Source organism: Pseudomonas sp. yb_2, from assembly GCF_043103905.1.
GTDB lineage: Bacteria > Pseudomonadota > Gammaproteobacteria > Pseudomonadales > Pseudomonadaceae > Aquipseudomonas > Aquipseudomonas alloputida.
Map to the genome: position 1 here is coordinate 113,542 of NZ_JBICKH010000073.1, position 16,781 is coordinate 130,322.

15 protein-coding genes are annotated in these 16,781 nt (G+C 62.0%); 8 read left to right on the plus strand and 7 right to left on the minus strand.

All coding sequences use genetic code 11. The annotated features are described in order from the left end of the window. Window positions 1-38 precede the first annotated feature (38 nt). A complete protein-coding gene (locus tag ACF8FB_RS18895; RefSeq protein WP_392510638.1) occupies window positions 39-761 on the minus strand; it encodes a UDP-2,3-diacylglucosamine diphosphatase in 723 nt (240 codons plus the stop codon). After that, on the minus strand, window positions 758-1,258 hold the full coding sequence (locus tag ACF8FB_RS18900) for a peptidylprolyl isomerase (RefSeq protein ID WP_010953805.1): 501 nt from the start codon (window positions 1,256-1,258) through the stop codon (window positions 758-760). Before ACF8FB_RS18900 ends, ACF8FB_RS18895 begins: the two co-directional genes overlap by 4 nt. 248 nt (window positions 1,259-1,506) lie before the next feature. Here ACF8FB_RS18900 and ACF8FB_RS18905 point away from each other — a divergent pair, with 248 nt between their 5' ends. Continuing rightward, window positions 1,507-3,210, plus strand: a complete 1,704-nt coding sequence (locus ACF8FB_RS18905) for a glutamine--tRNA ligase/YqeY domain fusion protein (RefSeq protein ID WP_010953806.1) — start codon at window positions 1,507-1,509, stop codon at window positions 3,208-3,210. Window positions 3,211-3,219: 9 nt separating this feature from the next. Further along, window positions 3,220-4,602: a cysteine--tRNA ligase gene (gene cysS / locus ACF8FB_RS18910; protein ID WP_392510639.1), complete on the plus strand. Its 1,383-nt coding sequence runs from the start codon at window positions 3,220-3,222 to the stop codon at window positions 4,600-4,602. Between the two features lie 31 nt (window positions 4,603-4,633). Here the strand turns inward: cysS and ACF8FB_RS18915 are convergent, their stop codons facing one another. The 3 genes from ACF8FB_RS18915 to csiR all read right to left on the minus strand — a co-directional run bounded on the left by ACF8FB_RS18915 (window position 4,634) and on the right by csiR (window position 7,453). After that, window positions 4,634-6,025, minus strand: coding sequence for a HAMP domain-containing sensor histidine kinase (locus tag ACF8FB_RS18915; RefSeq protein ID WP_010953808.1), 1,392 nt, complete (start codon window positions 6,023-6,025; stop codon window positions 4,634-4,636). Further along, on the minus strand, window positions 6,003-6,683 hold the full coding sequence (locus ACF8FB_RS18920) for a response regulator transcription factor (protein WP_010953809.1): 681 nt from the start codon (window positions 6,681-6,683) through the stop codon (window positions 6,003-6,005). The genes ACF8FB_RS18915 and ACF8FB_RS18920 overlap by 23 nt, the downstream gene beginning before the upstream one ends. A 74-nt stretch (window positions 6,684-6,757) precedes the next feature. Next, window positions 6,758-7,453 carry a DNA-binding transcriptional regulator CsiR gene (gene csiR, locus ACF8FB_RS18925; protein WP_010953810.1) on the minus strand — a complete coding sequence of 232 codons (696 nt, stop codon included), beginning with the start codon at window positions 7,451-7,453 and terminating at the stop codon, window positions 6,758-6,760. A gap of 195 nt (window positions 7,454-7,648) precedes the next feature. Here csiR and glaH point away from each other — a divergent pair, with 195 nt between their 5' ends. From glaH to proP, 6 genes are all read left to right on the plus strand, one after another. Then, window positions 7,649-8,626 carry a glutarate dioxygenase GlaH gene (gene glaH, locus ACF8FB_RS18930; RefSeq protein WP_010953811.1) on the plus strand — a complete coding sequence of 326 codons (978 nt, stop codon included), beginning with the start codon at window positions 7,649-7,651 and terminating at the stop codon, window positions 8,624-8,626. Between the two features lie 115 nt (window positions 8,627-8,741). Further along, window positions 8,742-9,992, plus strand: coding sequence for an L-2-hydroxyglutarate oxidase (gene lhgO / locus ACF8FB_RS18935; RefSeq protein ID WP_392511667.1), 1,251 nt, complete (start codon window positions 8,742-8,744; stop codon window positions 9,990-9,992). Between the two features lie 150 nt (window positions 9,993-10,142). Then, complete coding sequence (gabP, locus tag ACF8FB_RS18940; protein WP_010953813.1) at window positions 10,143-11,534, plus strand: GABA permease; 1,392 nt, start codon at window positions 10,143-10,145, stop codon at window positions 11,532-11,534. An 87-nt stretch (window positions 11,535-11,621) separates the two neighbouring features. Next, entirely contained in the window at window positions 11,622-12,515 is an 894-nt protein-coding gene (locus ACF8FB_RS18945; RefSeq protein WP_019437052.1) for a PA4780 family RIO1-like protein kinase, read from the plus strand. A 161-nt stretch (window positions 12,516-12,676) separates the two neighbouring features. Then, entirely contained in the window at window positions 12,677-13,651 is a 975-nt protein-coding gene (gene hemB, locus ACF8FB_RS18950; protein ID WP_010953815.1) for a porphobilinogen synthase, read from the plus strand. 158 nt (window positions 13,652-13,809) lie between these two features. After that, window positions 13,810-15,312 carry a glycine betaine/L-proline transporter ProP gene (proP, locus tag ACF8FB_RS18955; protein ID WP_392510642.1) on the plus strand — a complete coding sequence of 501 codons (1,503 nt, stop codon included), beginning with the start codon at window positions 13,810-13,812 and terminating at the stop codon, window positions 15,310-15,312. Here the strand turns inward: proP and ACF8FB_RS18960 are convergent, their stop codons facing one another. Next, the gene (locus tag ACF8FB_RS18960; protein WP_010953817.1) at window positions 15,313-16,014 is read right to left on the minus strand and encodes a YoaK family protein; all 702 of its coding nucleotides are present in this window, start codon (window positions 16,012-16,014) and stop codon (window positions 15,313-15,315) included. A 9-nt stretch (window positions 16,015-16,023) separates the two neighbouring features. Next, window positions 16,024-16,653 carry a riboflavin synthase gene (locus tag ACF8FB_RS18965; protein WP_010953818.1) on the minus strand — a complete coding sequence of 210 codons (630 nt, stop codon included), beginning with the start codon at window positions 16,651-16,653 and terminating at the stop codon, window positions 16,024-16,026. Window positions 16,654-16,781: the final 128 nt, after the last annotated feature.

Consider the following 16,781-nt stretch of genomic DNA (forward strand, 5'->3'; position numbering starts at 1 on the left):
ACAGGGGCCTGCGGGCTTGCCCGCGAGGCCCTGTAATGTCAGGAAAACTCGAACGGCGCCAACTGAAAGCCCTGTTCGTCAACCTGCAAGGCCCAACCGCGGCGGTCCCAGTCGCCCAGCACTATACGCCGTGCCGGCTGGCCATCGACCACCAGCTTGTGAATCGCCGGCCGATGGGTATGGCCATGCACCAGGGTGCGCACGCCATGCGCCGCCATCACCTTGGGTACTTCTTCCGGCGTGACGTCGACGATTTCGGTGGACTTCATCCGCACTTGCGTGCGGCTTTCGCTGCGCAGCTTGCGTGCCAGCTTGTAGCGGGCCGACAGCGGCAGGTGGCGCAGGATCCACAAGCTCAGCGGATTGCGCAGCAGGCGGCGCATCTTGATGTAGCCCAGGTCGCGGGTGCACAGGGTGTCGCCATGCATCAGCAGCACCTGTTCACCACCCAGCTCGATCACGCTGGGGTCGTTCAACAGCGTGCAGCCCGCAGCTTTGCAAAAGGCCTGGCCAATCAGGAAGTCACGGTTGCCATGCATCAGGTAGATGGCCGTGCCACTGTCGCTCAGCCGGCGCATGGCCTGGCAGATCGACTGCTGGAAGGGCGTCATGGCATCGTCGCCAATCCACGCTTCGAAGAAGTCACCAAGGATGTACAGGGCCTTGGCATGGCGGGCGCGGCCATCGAGCAGATCAAGAAACGCCCGGGAAATATCCGGGCGTTCTTCTTGCAGGTGCAGATCAGAGATCAGCAGAATCACTCAATGATCTCGGCTTTCTCGATGATCACGTCGTCCTTCGGTACGTCCTGGTGGCCAGCTTTGGAACCGGTGGCCACTTTTTCGATGGCGTCGACCACTTCACGGCCTTCGATCACTTCACCGAATACGGCATAACCCCAGCCTTGCACGTTCTTGCCGCTGTGGTTGAGGAAGTCGTTGTCGGAGGCGTTGATGAAGAACTGCGCCGAGGCGGAGTGCGGCTCCATGGTACGGGCCATGGCAATGCTGTACTTCTTGTTCTTCAGGCCGTTGTCGGCTTCGTTCTGGATGCTGGCGCGGGTTTTCTTCTGGCTCATGCCGGCCTCGAAGCCGCCGCCCTGGATCATGAAGCCTTTGATCACACGGTGGAATACGGTGCCATTGTAGTGGCCGTCCTTGACGTACTGAACGAAGTTTTCGGTAGTCAGCGGCGCTTTCTCGGCGTCCAGTTGCAGGACGATGTCGCCGTGGTTGGTGCTCAGTTTGACTTTGGACATGCTGAAACTCGCTCTTTCAAGGCAATCAGAAATTAGGGTGCGCAGGGCGCGGGTTATCACCAGACGCAGGATCAGGCGATCGCGACACATGGCGCGCACTGGCCATTTTGCCAGGCTGCGGCAAAAAGCCGTGATAAATCACATCAGTTTGTCCGGGCGCGGCTGTCAGCAGCTTGACTGCTTCGGCTATGATAGGCCCTTTGATTCAATCGGCCTACCCAGGCTGGACACACGCATTCAAGGATCCTATGAGCAAGCCCACTGCCGACAACGCGCCCAACGCCGCTGCCAAAGGCGCCCCCGCTGTCCCTGCGAACTTCCTGCGGCCGATCATCCAGGCCGACCTGGACTCGGGCAAGCACAGCAGCATCGTCACCCGTTTCCCGCCGGAGCCCAATGGTTACCTGCACATCGGCCACGCCAAGTCGATCTGCGTCAACTTCGGCCTGGCCAAGGAATTCGGCGGCGTCTGCCACCTGCGTTTCGACGATACCAACCCGGCCAAGGAAGACCAGGAGTACATCGACGCCATCCAGAGCGATGTCAAATGGCTGGGCTTCGAGTGGGGCGGCGACGTGCGTTACGCCTCCGACTACTTCGACCAGCTGCACGACTGGGCGGTCGAGCTGATCAAGCGCGGCAAGGCCTACGTCTGCGACCTTACTCCCGAGCAAGCCAAGGAATACCGCGGCAACCTCAAGGAGCCGGGCAAGAACAGCCCGTTCCGCGAGCGCAGCGTGGAAGAAAACCTCGACCTGTTCGCCCGCATGAAGGCCGGCGAGTTCAAGGACGGCGAGCGTGTGCTGCGGGCCAAGATCGACATGGCCTCGCCAAACATGAACCTGCGCGACCCTATCCTGTACCGCATTCGCCATGCTCACCACCACCAGACCGGCGACAAGTGGTGCATCTACCCCAACTACGACTTCACCCACGGCCAGTCGGACGCCATCGAGGGCATTACCCACTCGATCTGCACCCTGGAGTTCGAAGGGCATCGTCCGCTGTACGACTGGTTCCTCGACAACCTGCCGGTGCCGGCACACCCGCGCCAGTACGAGTTCAGCCGCCTGAACCTGAACTACACCATTACCTCCAAGCGCAAGCTCAAGCAGCTTGTGGACGAGAAGCACGTCGACGCCTGGGACGACCCACGCATGTCGACCCTGTCCGGCTTCCGTCGCCGTGGCTACACGCCGGCTTCTATCCGCAACTTCTGCGAAATGATCGGCACCAACCGTTCCGACGGTGTGGTCGACATGTCGATGCTCGAGTTCAGCATCCGTGACGACCTGGACCGCACCGCGCCACGCGCGATGTGCGTGCTGCGCCCGCTGAAAGTGGTCATCACCAACTACCCGGAAGGCCAGGTCGAGCAGCTTGAGCTGCCACGTCACCCGAAGGAAGACATGGGCGTGCGTGTGCTGCCGTTCTCCCGCGAGCTGTACATCGACCGCGACGACTTCATGGAAGAACCGCCGAAGGGCTACAAGCGCCTGGAACCGGCCGGTGAAGTGCGCCTGCGCGGCAGCTACGTGATTCGTGCTGACGAAGCGATCAAGGACGCCGACGGCAACATCGTCGAACTGCGTTGCTCGTACGACCCCGACACCCTGGGCAAGAACCCTGAAGGCCGCAAGGTCAAGGGCGTGATCCACTGGGTGCCGGCCGAAGGCAGCGTCGAGTGCGAAGTGCGCCTGTACGACCGCCTGTTCCGCTCGCCGAACCCGGAAAAGACCGAGGAGGGCGGCAGCTTCCTGGACAACATCAACCCTGCTTCGCTGCAAGTGCTCAGCGGTTGCCGTGCCGAGCCGTCGCTGGCCCAGGCGCAGCCCGAGGACCGCTTCCAGTTCGAGCGCGAAGGCTACTTCTGCGCCGACCTGAAAGACAGCCAGCCGGGTCGCCCGGTGTTCAACCGCACTGTCACCCTGCGTGACTCCTGGGGCAGCTGAGGAACCGCCGTGCTTACCATCTACAACACCCTGAGCAAAGCGAAGGAAACCTTCAAGCCGCTGGATGGCAACAAGGTGCGCATGTACGTGTGCGGCATGACCGTGTACGACTACTGCCACCTTGGTCATGGCCGCAGCATGGTGGCGTTCGACCTGGTCACCCGCTGGCTGCGCAAGAGCGGCTACGAGTTGACCTATGTGCGCAACATCACCGACATCGATGACAAGATCATCAACCGGGCCAACGAGAACGGCGAAACCTTCGACGCCCTCACTGCCCGCATGATCGACGCGATGCACGAAGACGAGCGTCGCCTGAACATTCTGCCGCCGGATCAGGAGCCGCGTGCCACCGACCATATCGCCGGCATGCACGCGATGATCCAGACGTTGATCGACAAAGGGTACGCCTACGCGCCAGGCAATGGCGACGTGTACTACCGGGTTGGCAAGTTCGTCGGCTACGGCAAGCTGTCGCGCAAGAAGATCGAAGACCTGCGTATCGGTGCACGCATCGAGGTCGACGAAGCCAAGCAGGACCCGCTCGACTTCGTCCTGTGGAAGGGCGTCAAGCCGGGCGAGCCAAGCTGGGAATCGCCATGGGGCCCGGGTCGTCCGGGCTGGCACATCGAGTGCTCGGTCATGTCCACCTGCTGCCTGGGCGAGAGCTTCGACATTCACGGTGGCGGCAGCGACCTGGAGTTCCCGCACCACGAGAACGAGATTGCCCAGAGCGAGGCGGCCACTGGCAAGCAGTACGCCAACGCCTGGATGCATTGCGGCATGATCCGTATCAACGGCGAGAAGATGTCCAAGTCGTTGAACAACTTCTTCACCATCCGCGACGTGCTCGAGAAGTACCACCCGGAGGTGGTGCGCTACCTGCTGGTGGCCAGCCACTACCGCAGCGCGATCAACTACTCGGAAGACAGCCTGCGTGACGCCAAGGGCGCGCTGGAGCGCTTCTACCACGCCCTGCGCGGCCTGCCACGGGTGGCGGCCAAGGGTGGCGAAGCGTTTGTCGAGCGCTTCAGCGTGGCGATGAACGACGACTTCGGCACCCCCGAAGCCTGTGCGGTCCTGTTCGACCTGGTGCGCGAGATCAACCGCCTGCGCGACAGCGACGTGGAGGCCGCTGCTGGCCTGGCCGGTCGACTGCGCGAGCTGGGTGATGTACTGGGTGTGCTGCAACTGGAGGCCGATGACTTCCTGCGTGCTGGTGCCGAAGGCAAGGTCGATGCGGCTGAAGTCGAAGGCTTGATCCAGGCGCGCCTGAAGGCGCGTGCGGACAAGAACTGGGCTGAGTCTGACCGCATTCGCGATCAGCTGACCGCCATGGGTGTAGTGCTGGAGGACAGCAAGGGCACGACTACCTGGCGTCTGGCTGACTGAAGTAACTGGGGCTGCACCGCAGCCCCAGCTTTTATTTGCTTAGACCCGCAAGCGGGCAGTGCAATACCAGCCTGGCCCCACCCAACTCGCTTCCCCCAATCTCCAGCCCGAAACCATGCAGGTCGACGATCGCCGCCACGATCGACAACCCCAGCCCGAAGCCGGCATGGCGGTGGCCTTCATCGCTGCGATAGAACCGTTTCAGTACAGCCGTTCGCTCTGCTTCGGGAATACCAGGCCCGCTATCCTCGATCGCCATGTGTACGCCGCTGTCATCCTGCGTGGCGGTGATGCGCACCCGACCACCCTCGGGCGTGAACTTGATCGCGTTACCCACCAGATTCGCCAAGGCCTCGAACAGCAGTTCGCGGTCGCCGTGCAACGCCGGTAGCTGCGCAGGTTGGTGCAATTGCAGTTGAATGCCGCCATCCTCGGCCAATGGCAGGTAAAAATCATGCAGTTCTACCAGCAGCTCATGCGGGTCAAGCTGGATGAAGCCGGCGCGGCGCTGGCGGTCTTCCAGCTCGCTGATGCGCAACAACCCGCGAAAGCGCGCCATCAAGGTGTCGGTTTCGCCAATGGCCTGGTCCAGCGCTTCGGCTTGCGCAGAATCCACGTCGCTTTGCTGGCGAATACGGTACAGCTGGGCGCGCAGGCGGGTCAGCGGTGTGCGCAGGTCATGGGCAATGTTGTCGCACACGCCCTTGACCTCATGCATCAGCCGTTCGATACGGTCGAGCATGGCATTGACGATCGCCGCAAGCATGTCCAGCTCGTCGCGGCGGGCCGACAGTGGCAGGCGGTGGGTCAGGTCGCCGGCGACGATCAGTTCGGCCTGGGCCTGGATCGCCCGTATACGCTTGAGCGGCCTGCGCCGTAGCAGGTACCAACCGGCAAAACCCGGGATCAGGGTCAGCGAAATGCCCCAGAGCAGGGCGTGCAGGATGATCCGGGTAACCACGAACAGCGAGCCATTGTCACGCACCAGCACCAGCCACCGGCCATCCTGTACCTTGATTGCCACCGCGTCGCAGCTGTCGCGGGGCATGCGTGGGTCGTCGGCATCCAGGCAGCGTTCCAGCTCATGGATCTTGCCATCCAGTCTGAGCTCTGGGGGCAGGGCTCGCACGGTGCCGCCAATCGGGTTGAGCTGGCTATCGAACAGGCCGTAGGCGTCAAAGCTGCGCTCCTCGAAGGCCTGGCTGGCGATCAGGGCGTCGTCCAGTTGCTTGCCGCTCATGTGGGCGAACAGGTGCTGGCGCTGCAGCATGGAATGACGGGTGAGTTTGTTCAGGTAGCTGGAGACCTCGAAGTACAGCACCCCCATGAGGATGCTGCTCCAGGCCACGAACAGAAAGCTGTACAGCGCCAGCAGGCGGCTGGTAGAAGAACTCCAGCCTTTAGACGGGTTCAGCAATGGCATAGCCGGAGCCCCGTACCGTACGGATCAGCGGCGACTGGCCGGGTGAGTCGATCTTCTTGCGCAGGCGGCCGATGTGCACGTCGATCAGGTTGGTGCCCGGATCGAAGTGATAGCCCCAGACTTCCTCGAAAATCATCATCCGCGTGATCACCTGGCCGCTGTGGCGCATCAGGTACTCCAGCAGCTTGTACTCGGTGGGCAACAGGTTGAGGGTGTTGTCACCGCGGCGCGCCTCGTGGCTGATCAGGTCCAGCTGCAGATCGGCAACCTGCAAGCGGGTCTGGGTCGTGGGTACGCTGTTACGGCGCAGCAATACCTCGACTCGCGCGGCCATTTCGTCGGAGGCGAACGGCTTGGTCAGGTAGTCGTCTCCGCCGGCACGCAGGCCGCGCACCCGCTCATCGACGTCGGAGAGGGCGCTGATCATCAGGATCGGCGTAGCGATCTTGAGGTTGCGCAGGGTGGTGACGATGGTCAGGCCGTCGACCTCGGGCAGCATGCGGTCCAGGGTGATCAGGTCGTAGCCGCCCGCAATGGCTTTGGCCAGGCCTTCACGGCCATTGTCGGCCCAATCCACTTCCAGACCGTGGCTGGTCAGTTCGGCGACGATTTCCTGGCCGGTGACGGCGTCGTCTTCGATGGTCAGTACGCGAGGCATGCTGGTTCCTGGGCATCTAATGGAGATCTGATTGTGCCAAAGAATAGACAACCGGCGATTTAAGAAAAATTCATCTAGCGGGCACCGATGCCTTCGGCGTGCATGATCTGCGCAATGATCGGTACCGGTGTCATCAGGTGCGAGCGCATCATGGCGCTGGCAGTTTTGGCATCCCGGGCGAGGATCACCTCGACCAGTGCCGCATGCTCCTGGCGCTTGAGCGCCAGCGCCTCTTCGGAAAACACCGTCTGCGTCAGCCACAGGTGGCGGTAGCGCTCGGCCTGGTCGAACAGGTAGGTGCGTGCCTGCAGCAGGTGCTTGGAGCCGCAGCCCGAGGCAATGGCAGTATGGAACGCCTTGTGCCGCTCGTCCCACACATCCAGCCGCTGCTCGCGGGTTTTTACTTCCACCACCTTGGCCAATGTATGCGAGTGGGCCAGCACCGATGCCTCCCAGGCGTCATCGCCGCGCTCGATGGCCAAGGCAATGATCATCGCTTCCAGGTTGGCGCGGGCGTCGTAGATGTCGTTCATCTCATCCAGCGACATGGGCGCTACCCGGTAGCCTTTCTGGCTGATCGCGTTGACCAGGTGCTCGGCCACCAGTTGCGACAGTGCTTCGCGCAGCGGGCCCACACCCAGGTCGTAGCGTTCCTTGAGGGTGCTCATCAACAGCTTTTCACCGGGCTTGAACACCCCGCGGATGATGTCCTTCTTGAGCCTCTCATACCCGCTGAATGCTGAGTTTTGTCGGGGGGCGAGCGCTTCCAAGATCCTGTTCCTCAAAACGTTTTGCCGATCATACCGAAACCCTCTGCTGACGAAAAACAATGGACAAACGCCGACAGTGTCGTTGAAACATAAAAATGTAGACATTTTCAGTTAGTGGCGATATTTTTACCTCGCCCGCACTGATCCAGGTCATGACCGGACGGCGCCATCTACTTTTTTAGCCAGGACACTGCCATGAACGCCTTTACGCAGATCGACGAACTTGTCATGCCACTGCCTCTCGAACCGCAGGGCTACACCATCGCCCCCTCGAAACAGTCGCCGCGCCTGCTGGAACTGACCTTTGCCCGGGAAACCGTCGAAGCGTTCGTGCAGGCCGTTGCCCAATGGCCGGTGCAGGCATTGGAGTACAAGTCGTTCCTGCGTTTTCGTGTAGGCGAAATCCTTGACGAGCTGTGCCAGGGCACGCTGCGTCCGGTGCTGCTCAACACCATCCTCGACCGTGCCACAGGCGGTATGCTGATTACTCCGATCGGCCTGGATGACGTGAGCCAGGCCGAGGACATGGTCAAGTTCACCACTGCCTGCGCTCACCTGATCGGCCGTTCCAACTATGACGCCATGAGTGGCCAGTTCTATGCGCGCTTCGTGGTGGTCAACAGCGACAACTCCGACAGCTACCTGCGCCAGCCGCACCGGGTCATGGAGCTGCACAACGACGGCACGTTCGTGAACCAGATCACCGACTACGTGCTGATGCTGAAGATCGACGAAAAGAACATGGAAGGCGGCAACTCGCTGCTGCTGCACCTGGACGACTGGGAGCAGTGCGAGGCGTTCTTCCGTCACCCTCTGGCCCGCCGCGAAATGCGCTGGACCGCACCGCCGAGCAAAAAGGTTGCCGAAGATGTGTTCCATTCGGTATTCGACACCGATGCCGAAGGCCGGCCGACCATGCGCTACATTGACCAGTTCGTGCAGCCGGAAAACTACGAGGAAGGTATCTGGCTGAACGCCTTGTCCGAGTCGCTGGAAGGCAGCGGCAAGAAGGTCTCGGTACCGGTAGGCGTAGGCAGTTTCCTGCTGATCAACAACCTGTTCTGGCTGCATGGCCGCGATCGCTTCACCCCGCACGAGGGCCTGCGCCGCGAACTGATGCGCCAGCGTGGTTACGTCGCCTTCCCCAAGCCGCTGTACCAGCGCGGGCAATAATGACAGGGCGCGGGGCGGGCGCCCGCCCACGCGTTTTTGCACAAAACTATGCCACCAGGCCCCGTGCGGGCTTATGGTGAGCCTGCCAGGCAATGCCTGCGTGTGAGGTAAGGCTGTGTACGATTTCATCATTATTGGCGGCGGGATTGTGGGCATGTCCACGGCCATGCACCTGATCAAGGTCTACCCGGACGCGAAGATGCTCCTGCTGGAGAAAGAGTCTGGCCCGGCTCGCCATCAGACCGGCCATAACAGCGGCGTGATCCACGCCGGCGTGTATTACACCCCCGGCAGTCTCAAGGCGCGCTTCTGCCTGGAAGGCAACAAGGCGACCAAAGCCTTCTGCACCCAGCACGGCATTCGCTTCGATGAGTGCGGCAAGCTGCTGGTAGCCACCAACGATCTGGAAATGCAGCGCATGAAGGCGCTGTGGGAGCGGACGGCGGCCAATGGCCTGGAACGCTACTGGCTGTCGGCCGACGAGTTGCGCGAGCGTGAGCCCAACATCGTCGGTATGGGGGGCATCTTCGTGCCGTCCAGCGGTATCGTCAATTACGCCCAGGTGACGGCTGCGATGGCCGCTGAGTTCCAGCGTGCCGGTGGCGAAATCCGCTATGGCGCAGAAGTGGTCGGCCTGCAGGAGCAGGCAAATGAAGTGATCGTGCGCACCCAGCGTGATGAACTGCACAGCCGTTTCCTGGTGACCTGCTCGGGGCTGATGGCTGACCGCGTGGTGGGCATGCTCGGGCTGCGTACCGAGTTCGTGATCTGCCCGTTCCGTGGCGAATACTACCTGCTGCCCAAGCAGCACAATCAGATCGTCAACCACCTGATCTACCCGATTCCCGACCCGTCGATGCCCTTCCTGGGGGTGCACCTGACCCGCATGATCGACGGCACCGTCACCGTTGGCCCCAACGCTGTGCTGGCGATGAAGCGCGAGGGCTACCGCAAGACCGATGTCAGCCCCAGCGACCTGTTCCAGACCCTGACCACGCCCGGCATCCTCAAGGTGCTGGCGAAGAACTTCCGCCCGGGCCTGATCGAGATGAAGAACTCGCTGTTCAAGGGCGGGTACCTCAAGCAGGTGCAGAAGTACTGCCCGAGCATTACCAAAGCCGACCTCACGCCTTACCCGGCCGGCGTGCGTGCCCAGGCGGTGTCGCGCGACGGCAAGCTGATCGACGATTTCCTGTTCGTCAACACCGCGCGCACTGTCAATGTGTGCAACGCACCGTCGCCAGCCGCGACCTCGGCCATACCGATCGGCGCCTACATCGTCGAGAAAGTGTGCGAGCAGGTCGGCCTGCAGGGCGGCAACTTCCCCAAGGCCGACCGGTCGGCTAGCCAGAGGGCTGCCAGCTGACAGCCCGGTAACACCTTCTGCGGTTTCGTTTTACTCAACCCGTACTGCCCTGCTCACCATTCAGGGCAGGGCGGGCTTTTTCGCGCCTGCGTCGGTGACGTGCAGCCGGCGGCCCCTGCGTGGGCATGACAAAAACAACAAGGTAGCGCCATGCAAACCCACAAGAACAATTTGAGTCATGGATTGAAATCACGGCATGTCACCATGCTGTCCATTGCCGGCGTGATCGGCGCCGGGCTGTTTGTCGGCTCTGGCCGCGCCATCGCCGAAGCGGGGCCTGCCACCATCCTGGCCTATATCCTGGCGGGCGGCCTGGTGGTGCTGGTGATGCGCATGCTGGCCGAAATGGCGGTTGCCTCCCCGGACACCGGCTCGTTCTCAACCTACGCTGACCTCGCCATCGGCAAATGGGCCGGTTACACCATCGGTTGGCTGTACTGGTGGTTCTGGGTGCTGATCATTCCGATCGAGGCCAATATCGCCGCTACCATCATCAACTCCTGGGTCCCGCAGCTGGAGATCTGGGTGTTGTCGTTGGTGATCACTTTGTTGCTGACGGCCACCAACCTGTTCAGCGTGAAGAATTACGGTGAGTTCGAGTTCTGGCTGGCACTGGTCAAGGTGGTGGCCATCGTCAGCTTCATCGCCCTGGGTGTTTGCGCCATTTTCGGCCTGTTGCCGGGGGCCGGCGTCAGCGGCGTCTCGCGTTTGTGGGATACGGGGGGCTTCATGCCCAACGGCTTTGGTGCGGTGCTGAGCGCGATGCTGATCACCATGTTCTCGTTCCTCGGGGCCGAGGTGGTGACCATTGCTGCGGCTGAATCCGACGAGGCGGGCAAGCATATTTCCAAGGCTACCAATTCGGTGATCTGGCGGATAACGCTGTTCTACATCCTGTCGATCTTCATCGTCATCGCACTGGTACCGTGGACTGACCCACGCCTGGCGACCGAAGGCTCTTATGTCACGGTGCTGGACACCCTCGGCGTGCCAAATGCCAAGGCCATCATCGACTTCGTGGTGCTGACGTCGGTGACCAGCTGCCTCAACTCGTCGCTGTACACCGCCTCGCGCATGGTCTATTCGCTTAGCCGCCGGGGTGATGCCCCGGCCTGTGCCCAGATAACCAGCCGCAGTGGTACACCCGTGGTGGCAGTCTTGTTGTCGACGGGGGCTGCATTCCTGGCGGTGATCGCCAACTACCTGGTGCCGGCCAAGGTGTTTGGCTTCCTCATGGCAAGCTCCGGCGCCATTGCCTTGCTGGTGTATCTGGTCATCGCCATTTCCCAGCTGCGCCTGCGCCAGCGCCTGACGGCACAGGGAAAGACACTGGGTTATCGCATGTGGCTGTTCCCGTGGCTGACCTGGGGCGTGATCCTGTTCATCAGCGGTGTACTGGTATTGATGCTGTTCCGCCCGGATCATCGCCTGGAAGTGGTCTCGACGATGGTGCTGGCGGTGTTGGTGGTGTGCTCGGGGGTGCTGGTGACCCGGCGCCGGGCGCGTGGCGGGGCCGTGGCTGGCGTAGGGCAGGGCGCCTGATTCGTCTGGCCTGAAGACAGACGAGCAAGTCGCATCAGGCTGTGAGAGGATGTCCGCCAACAAAGCCAGGACCCTGAACGCAGCCTGATGAAGACACCTAAAAGAATCGAACCGTTGATCGAAGACGGCCTTGTCGACGAAGTACTACGGCCGTTGATGAGTGGCAAGGAAGCCGCTGTGTACGTGGTGCGCTGTGGCAGCGAGGTACGCTGCGCCAAGGTCTATAAAGAAGCCAACAAGCGCAGTTTCCGCCAGGCCGCCGAATACCAGGAGGGCCGCAAGGTACGCAACAGCCGTCAGGCCCGGGCCATGGCCAAGGGCAGCAAGTACGGCCGCAAAGAAGCCGAAGATGCCTGGCAGAACGCCGAAGTGGCAGCGCTGTTCCGTTTGGCCGCCGCAGGTGTGAGGGTGCCCAAGCCTTACGACTTCCAGGACGGCGTGCTCCTGATGGAGCTGGTCACCGATGCCGATGGCGATGCGGCCCCGCGGCTGAACGACGTACACCTCGAAGCGGAGGATGCCCGTGCGTTCCACGCCTTCGTCATTCGCCAGGTCGTGCTGATGCTGTGCGCCGGAATGGTGCATGGCGACCTGTCCGAGTTCAACGTGCTGCTCGGCCCGGACGGGCCGGTGATCATCGACCTGCCGCAGGCAGTGGATGCAGCCGCCAACAACCATGCCTTCAGCATGCTGCAGCGCGATGTGGACAACATGGCCCACTATTTCGGGCGCTTTGCCCCGGAGCTGAAAAGCACCCGCTATGCGCAGGAGATGTGGGCGTTGTACGAGGCCGGCGAGTTGCTGCCCGACAGCCCGTTGACCGGGGTGTTCGAGGATGACGAACATGAAGCTGACGTAACCGGGGTGATGCGCGAGATCGACGCCGCCCGGATGGACGACGCTCGCCGCCGTGCAGCACGCGCCGAGGCCGAGCATGGGCCGGCCAAGGCAGAGGAGGTAACGCCGCCCTGGCTGCAGTAGTTTATTCCTGTACCGCCTCTTCGCGGGTTTACCCGCGAAGAGGCCAACACAGGCAAACCCCGGCCGTTGCCATTGACGCAAGACACAATCTCGTCATTTAGCCTTTTCACTGGCGCGCGACAGGCATAAGGTATACGCCGTTCAAATTCCCTGGAGCTGTCATGTCCAACCAATTCCCCTCCGTTCGTCCCCGCCGTCTGCGGCAGAACGAGTCCCTGCGCACGATCTTCCAGGAAACCGAGTTCCGCCTTGAAGACCTGATCCTGCCGATCTTCGTCGAAGAGGGCATCGATGATTTCGTGCCGATCACCAGCATGCCCGGTGTCAACCGTATCCCCGAGAAGCTGCTGGCCCAGGAAATCGAGCGCTATGCCCGCGCCGGTATCAAGTCGGTGATGACCTTTGGCGTATCGCACCACCTGGATGCCGATGGCAGCGACACCTGGAACGAAAACGGCCTGGTTGCGCGCATGTCGCGTATCTGCAAGGACACCGTGCCGGAAATGGTGGTGATGTCCGACACCTGCTTCTGCGAATACACCAGCCACGGCCACTGCGGCGTGCTGCATGACCATGGCGTGGACAACGACGCCACCTTGGCCAACCTGGGCAAGCAGGCAGTCATTGCCGCTGCTGCCGGTGCCGACTTCATTGCCCCCTCGGCGGCGATGGACGGCCAGGTGCAGGCTATCCGCAGTGCCTTGGACGGTGCCGGCTTCCACGACACCGCGATCATGGCCTACTCGACCAAGTTCGCCTCGTCGTTGTATGGCCCGTTCCGTGAGGCCGGCGGCACCGCACTGAAGGGCGACCGCAAAAGCTACCAGATGAACCCGATGAACCGCCGCGAAGCGGTGCGTGAGTCGCTGCTCGACGAGCAGGAAGGGGCGGACGTGCTGATGGTCAAGCCGGCCGGTGCGTACCTTGATGTGATCGCCGACATCCGCGCCGCTTCGCGCCTGCCACTGGCGGCGTACCAGGTGAGTGGCGAGTATGCGATGATCAAGTTCGGTGGCCTGGCCGGTGCCATCGACGAAGGCCGGGTGGTGCGCGAAAGCATTGGCGCAATCAAGCGTGCTGGTGCAGACCTGATCCTGACCTACTTCGCCATGGACCTGGCGCGCGAAGGTATCTGAAGCCAGGCCTTGGTCATGAAAGCCGCTGCCATTGCAGCGGCTTTTCTTTGTGCGCCGTTGGGTGGTGCCGCAAACGCACAAAAAAACAGTAAGCGCTGAATTATTTAGTGTCCTGTTGTATCTGATCCCTTAGAGCATTCATCGACAGGGATACGGGTATGAAACCTCGCAAGAAAAGCGTCCAGCCAATCGGCCTGAAGGACATCACCATCGTCGACGACACCAAGATGAAGAAGGCGATCACAGCCGCCGCGCTGGGCAACGCCATGGAGTGGTTCGACTTTGGGGTATATGGCTTCGTCGCTTATGCCTTGGGCAAGGTGTTTTTCCCCAACGCCGACCCCAGCGTGCAAATGATCGCGGCCTTGGCCACCTTCTCGGTACCGTTCCTGATCCGGCCTCTTGGCGGGTTGTTCTTCGGCGCCTTGGGCGACAGGTTCGGGCGGCAGAAAATCCTCGCCGCGACCATCGTGATCATGTCCCTGAGCACCTTCGCCATCGGCCTGATACCGTCCTATGCAAGCATTGGTATCTGGGCGCCGATCCTGTTGCTGCTCGCCAAGATGGCCCAGGGCTTTTCGGTGGGTGGCGAATACACCGGTGCCTCGATCTTCGTTGCCGAGTACGCGCCTGACCGCAAGCGCGGCTTTCTCGGCAGCTGGCTGGACTTCGGTTCGATTGCCGGCTTTGTATTGGGCGCAGGGGTGGTGGTGCTCATTTCCACGGTGCTGGGTGAAGAAAAATTCCTCGACTGGGGCTGGCGCCTGCCGTTCTTCCTGGCCCTGCCGCTGGGCATCATCGGCCTTTACCTGCGCCATGCGCTGGAAGAAACACCTGCGTTCCAGCAGCACGTCGACAAGCTGGAGCAGGGCGATCGTGAAGGCCTGGCGTCCGGGCCCAAGGTGTCGTTCAAGGAGGTGGCCACCCAGCACTGGCGCAGCCTGGTGACCTGCATCGGCGTGGTAATTGCCACCAATGTCACCTACTACATGCTGCTTACCTACATGCCCAGCTACCTGTCGCACAACCTGCACTACAGCGAAGACCATGGCGTGCTGATCATCATCGCGATCATGGTCGGCATGCTGTTCGTGCAGCCGATCATCGGCCTGCTCAGCGACAAGTTTGGCCGACGGCCGTTCATCATTGTCGGCAGTGTCGGCCTGCTGGCCTTGGCCATTCCGGCATTCATGCTCATCAACAGTGGGGTGCTAGGGCTTATTTTCGCCGGCCTGCTGATCATTGCCGTGCTGCTGAACTTCTTCATCGGTGTGATGGCCTCGACGCTGCCGGCCATGTTCCCCACGCACATCCGTTACAGCGCCCTGGCCAGCGCTTTCAACATCTCGGTGCTGATCGCCGGCCTTACCCCAACCCTCGCTGCGTGGCTGGTGGAGACCACAAACGACCTGTACATGCCGGCCTATTACCTGATGGTGATCGCCGCTGTCGGCCTGGTCACCGGCCTGACCATGAAGGAAACCGCCAACAAGCCACTGCGCGGCGCGGCACCCGCGGCATCGGACATCGAAGAGGCGCGTGAACTGCTACAGGAGCACCACGACAACATCGAGCAGAAGATCGAGGACATCGATGCGCAGATCGCCGAGCTGGAAGCCAAGCGCGAGAAACTGGCACTGCAGCACCCGCGTATCGAATGATCAGCGCGGCATGTAGCCACGCTGCCAGGACCGCGGAATGAACCGCGATATCAGCGCCAGCACGCAGGCCAGCGCACAGCTGCCGGCCAGCGCCTGCAGGCCCAGGTGTTGTTGCAACCAGGCGCCGAGCGCGGCGCCCAGCAACATGCCGGCCCAAGGCACCAACTGCACCCGCCAGCCGTTGCGCCGCTCGCCCAGCAGCCAACGCCCCAGGCCGCGGCCGAAACGCGACAGGGCGCCCGTCACGTAAGTCAGGCCGATGGGCAGGCCATTCACCTGTTCCACGACCGCATTGATCATGCCCATGGCCAGCGTGGCCGCCAACAGCGCAGGGAAGGTGGCCGGCAACGGCCACGCTGCGGCGAAAGCCAGCAGTGCGGCAACCACCAACAGCACCGGCCAGGCTCGACGGCGCAATCCGTGAGCCAGGAGAACACCCAGCGCATTGCCCGCGACGAAACCCAGTACGGCGCCACTGAGGCGTAGCACAAGGGCCAGGTCAGCTTCACTGATGGCCACCGCCAGGCGTGTGGTGTTACCACTCATGAACGACACGAAATCGCCCAGTGCCAGCAAGCCGATGGCATCGGTCATGCCGGCCAGCACCGACAGGGCGGCGACCAGGCCGAGGCCGACGCGACCACGCATTACCTGCAGGCGCAAACGCCTGGCTGAGCGCGCGGGGAGGGCGTTAGGGAGCATGTGCAGGCCTCAGGGCAGCAGGTTTTCGCGGGCCAGGGTACCTTTGATGGTGCGCTCTACCACATCGACCAGCACCATGGTCTGATGGTCGACCTCGATGTTGAGCAGCTCACCTGGGTGGTAGCTGGCGAAGGTGGTCTGACGCAGGGTTTCCGGGATCAGGTTGATGGTGATCACGTTGTCCTCCACATCAGCGACCGTCAGGCTGCAGCCATTGACCCCGATGAAACCACGCGGGAACACGTACTTGCCCCATTGCGGCGGCATGCGGAACTTGATGAAGGCGCCGGTTTCCTTGATCGACAGCTCGACGATCTCGGCAGTGGTGGCGATGTGGCCGGCCATCAGGTGGCCGCCGACTTCGGCGTTCATCTTCGCCGAACGTTCGATGTTCACGCTCCGGCCAGGCTTGAAGCTGCTCAGATTGGTGCGTTCGAGGGTAGCGGTCATGGCGTCGAACCTGACTTGGCTACCGTCGATTTCGGTCACGGACAGGCAGGTACCTTCGACACTGACGCTGGCACCGATTTTCAGCTCGTCGAGCAGTTCCGGGGTGAGGTCGATGGTGAACTGGTTGTGGCCCGGGTAGGTGGTCACATCAAGCAGAGGGCGGACGGCCTGGACGATGCCGGTGTACATGGAGTTGCTCCTGGGCACGGAAAAGAAAACCTCCGAACGCTATGCCCGTAGCGCAGTAAATGCAAGACCAGGCTTGCTGGCTGGCAAGCCGGCTTGCGAGTCTGGCGCCTGCGCGGAGCAGGCGGCGT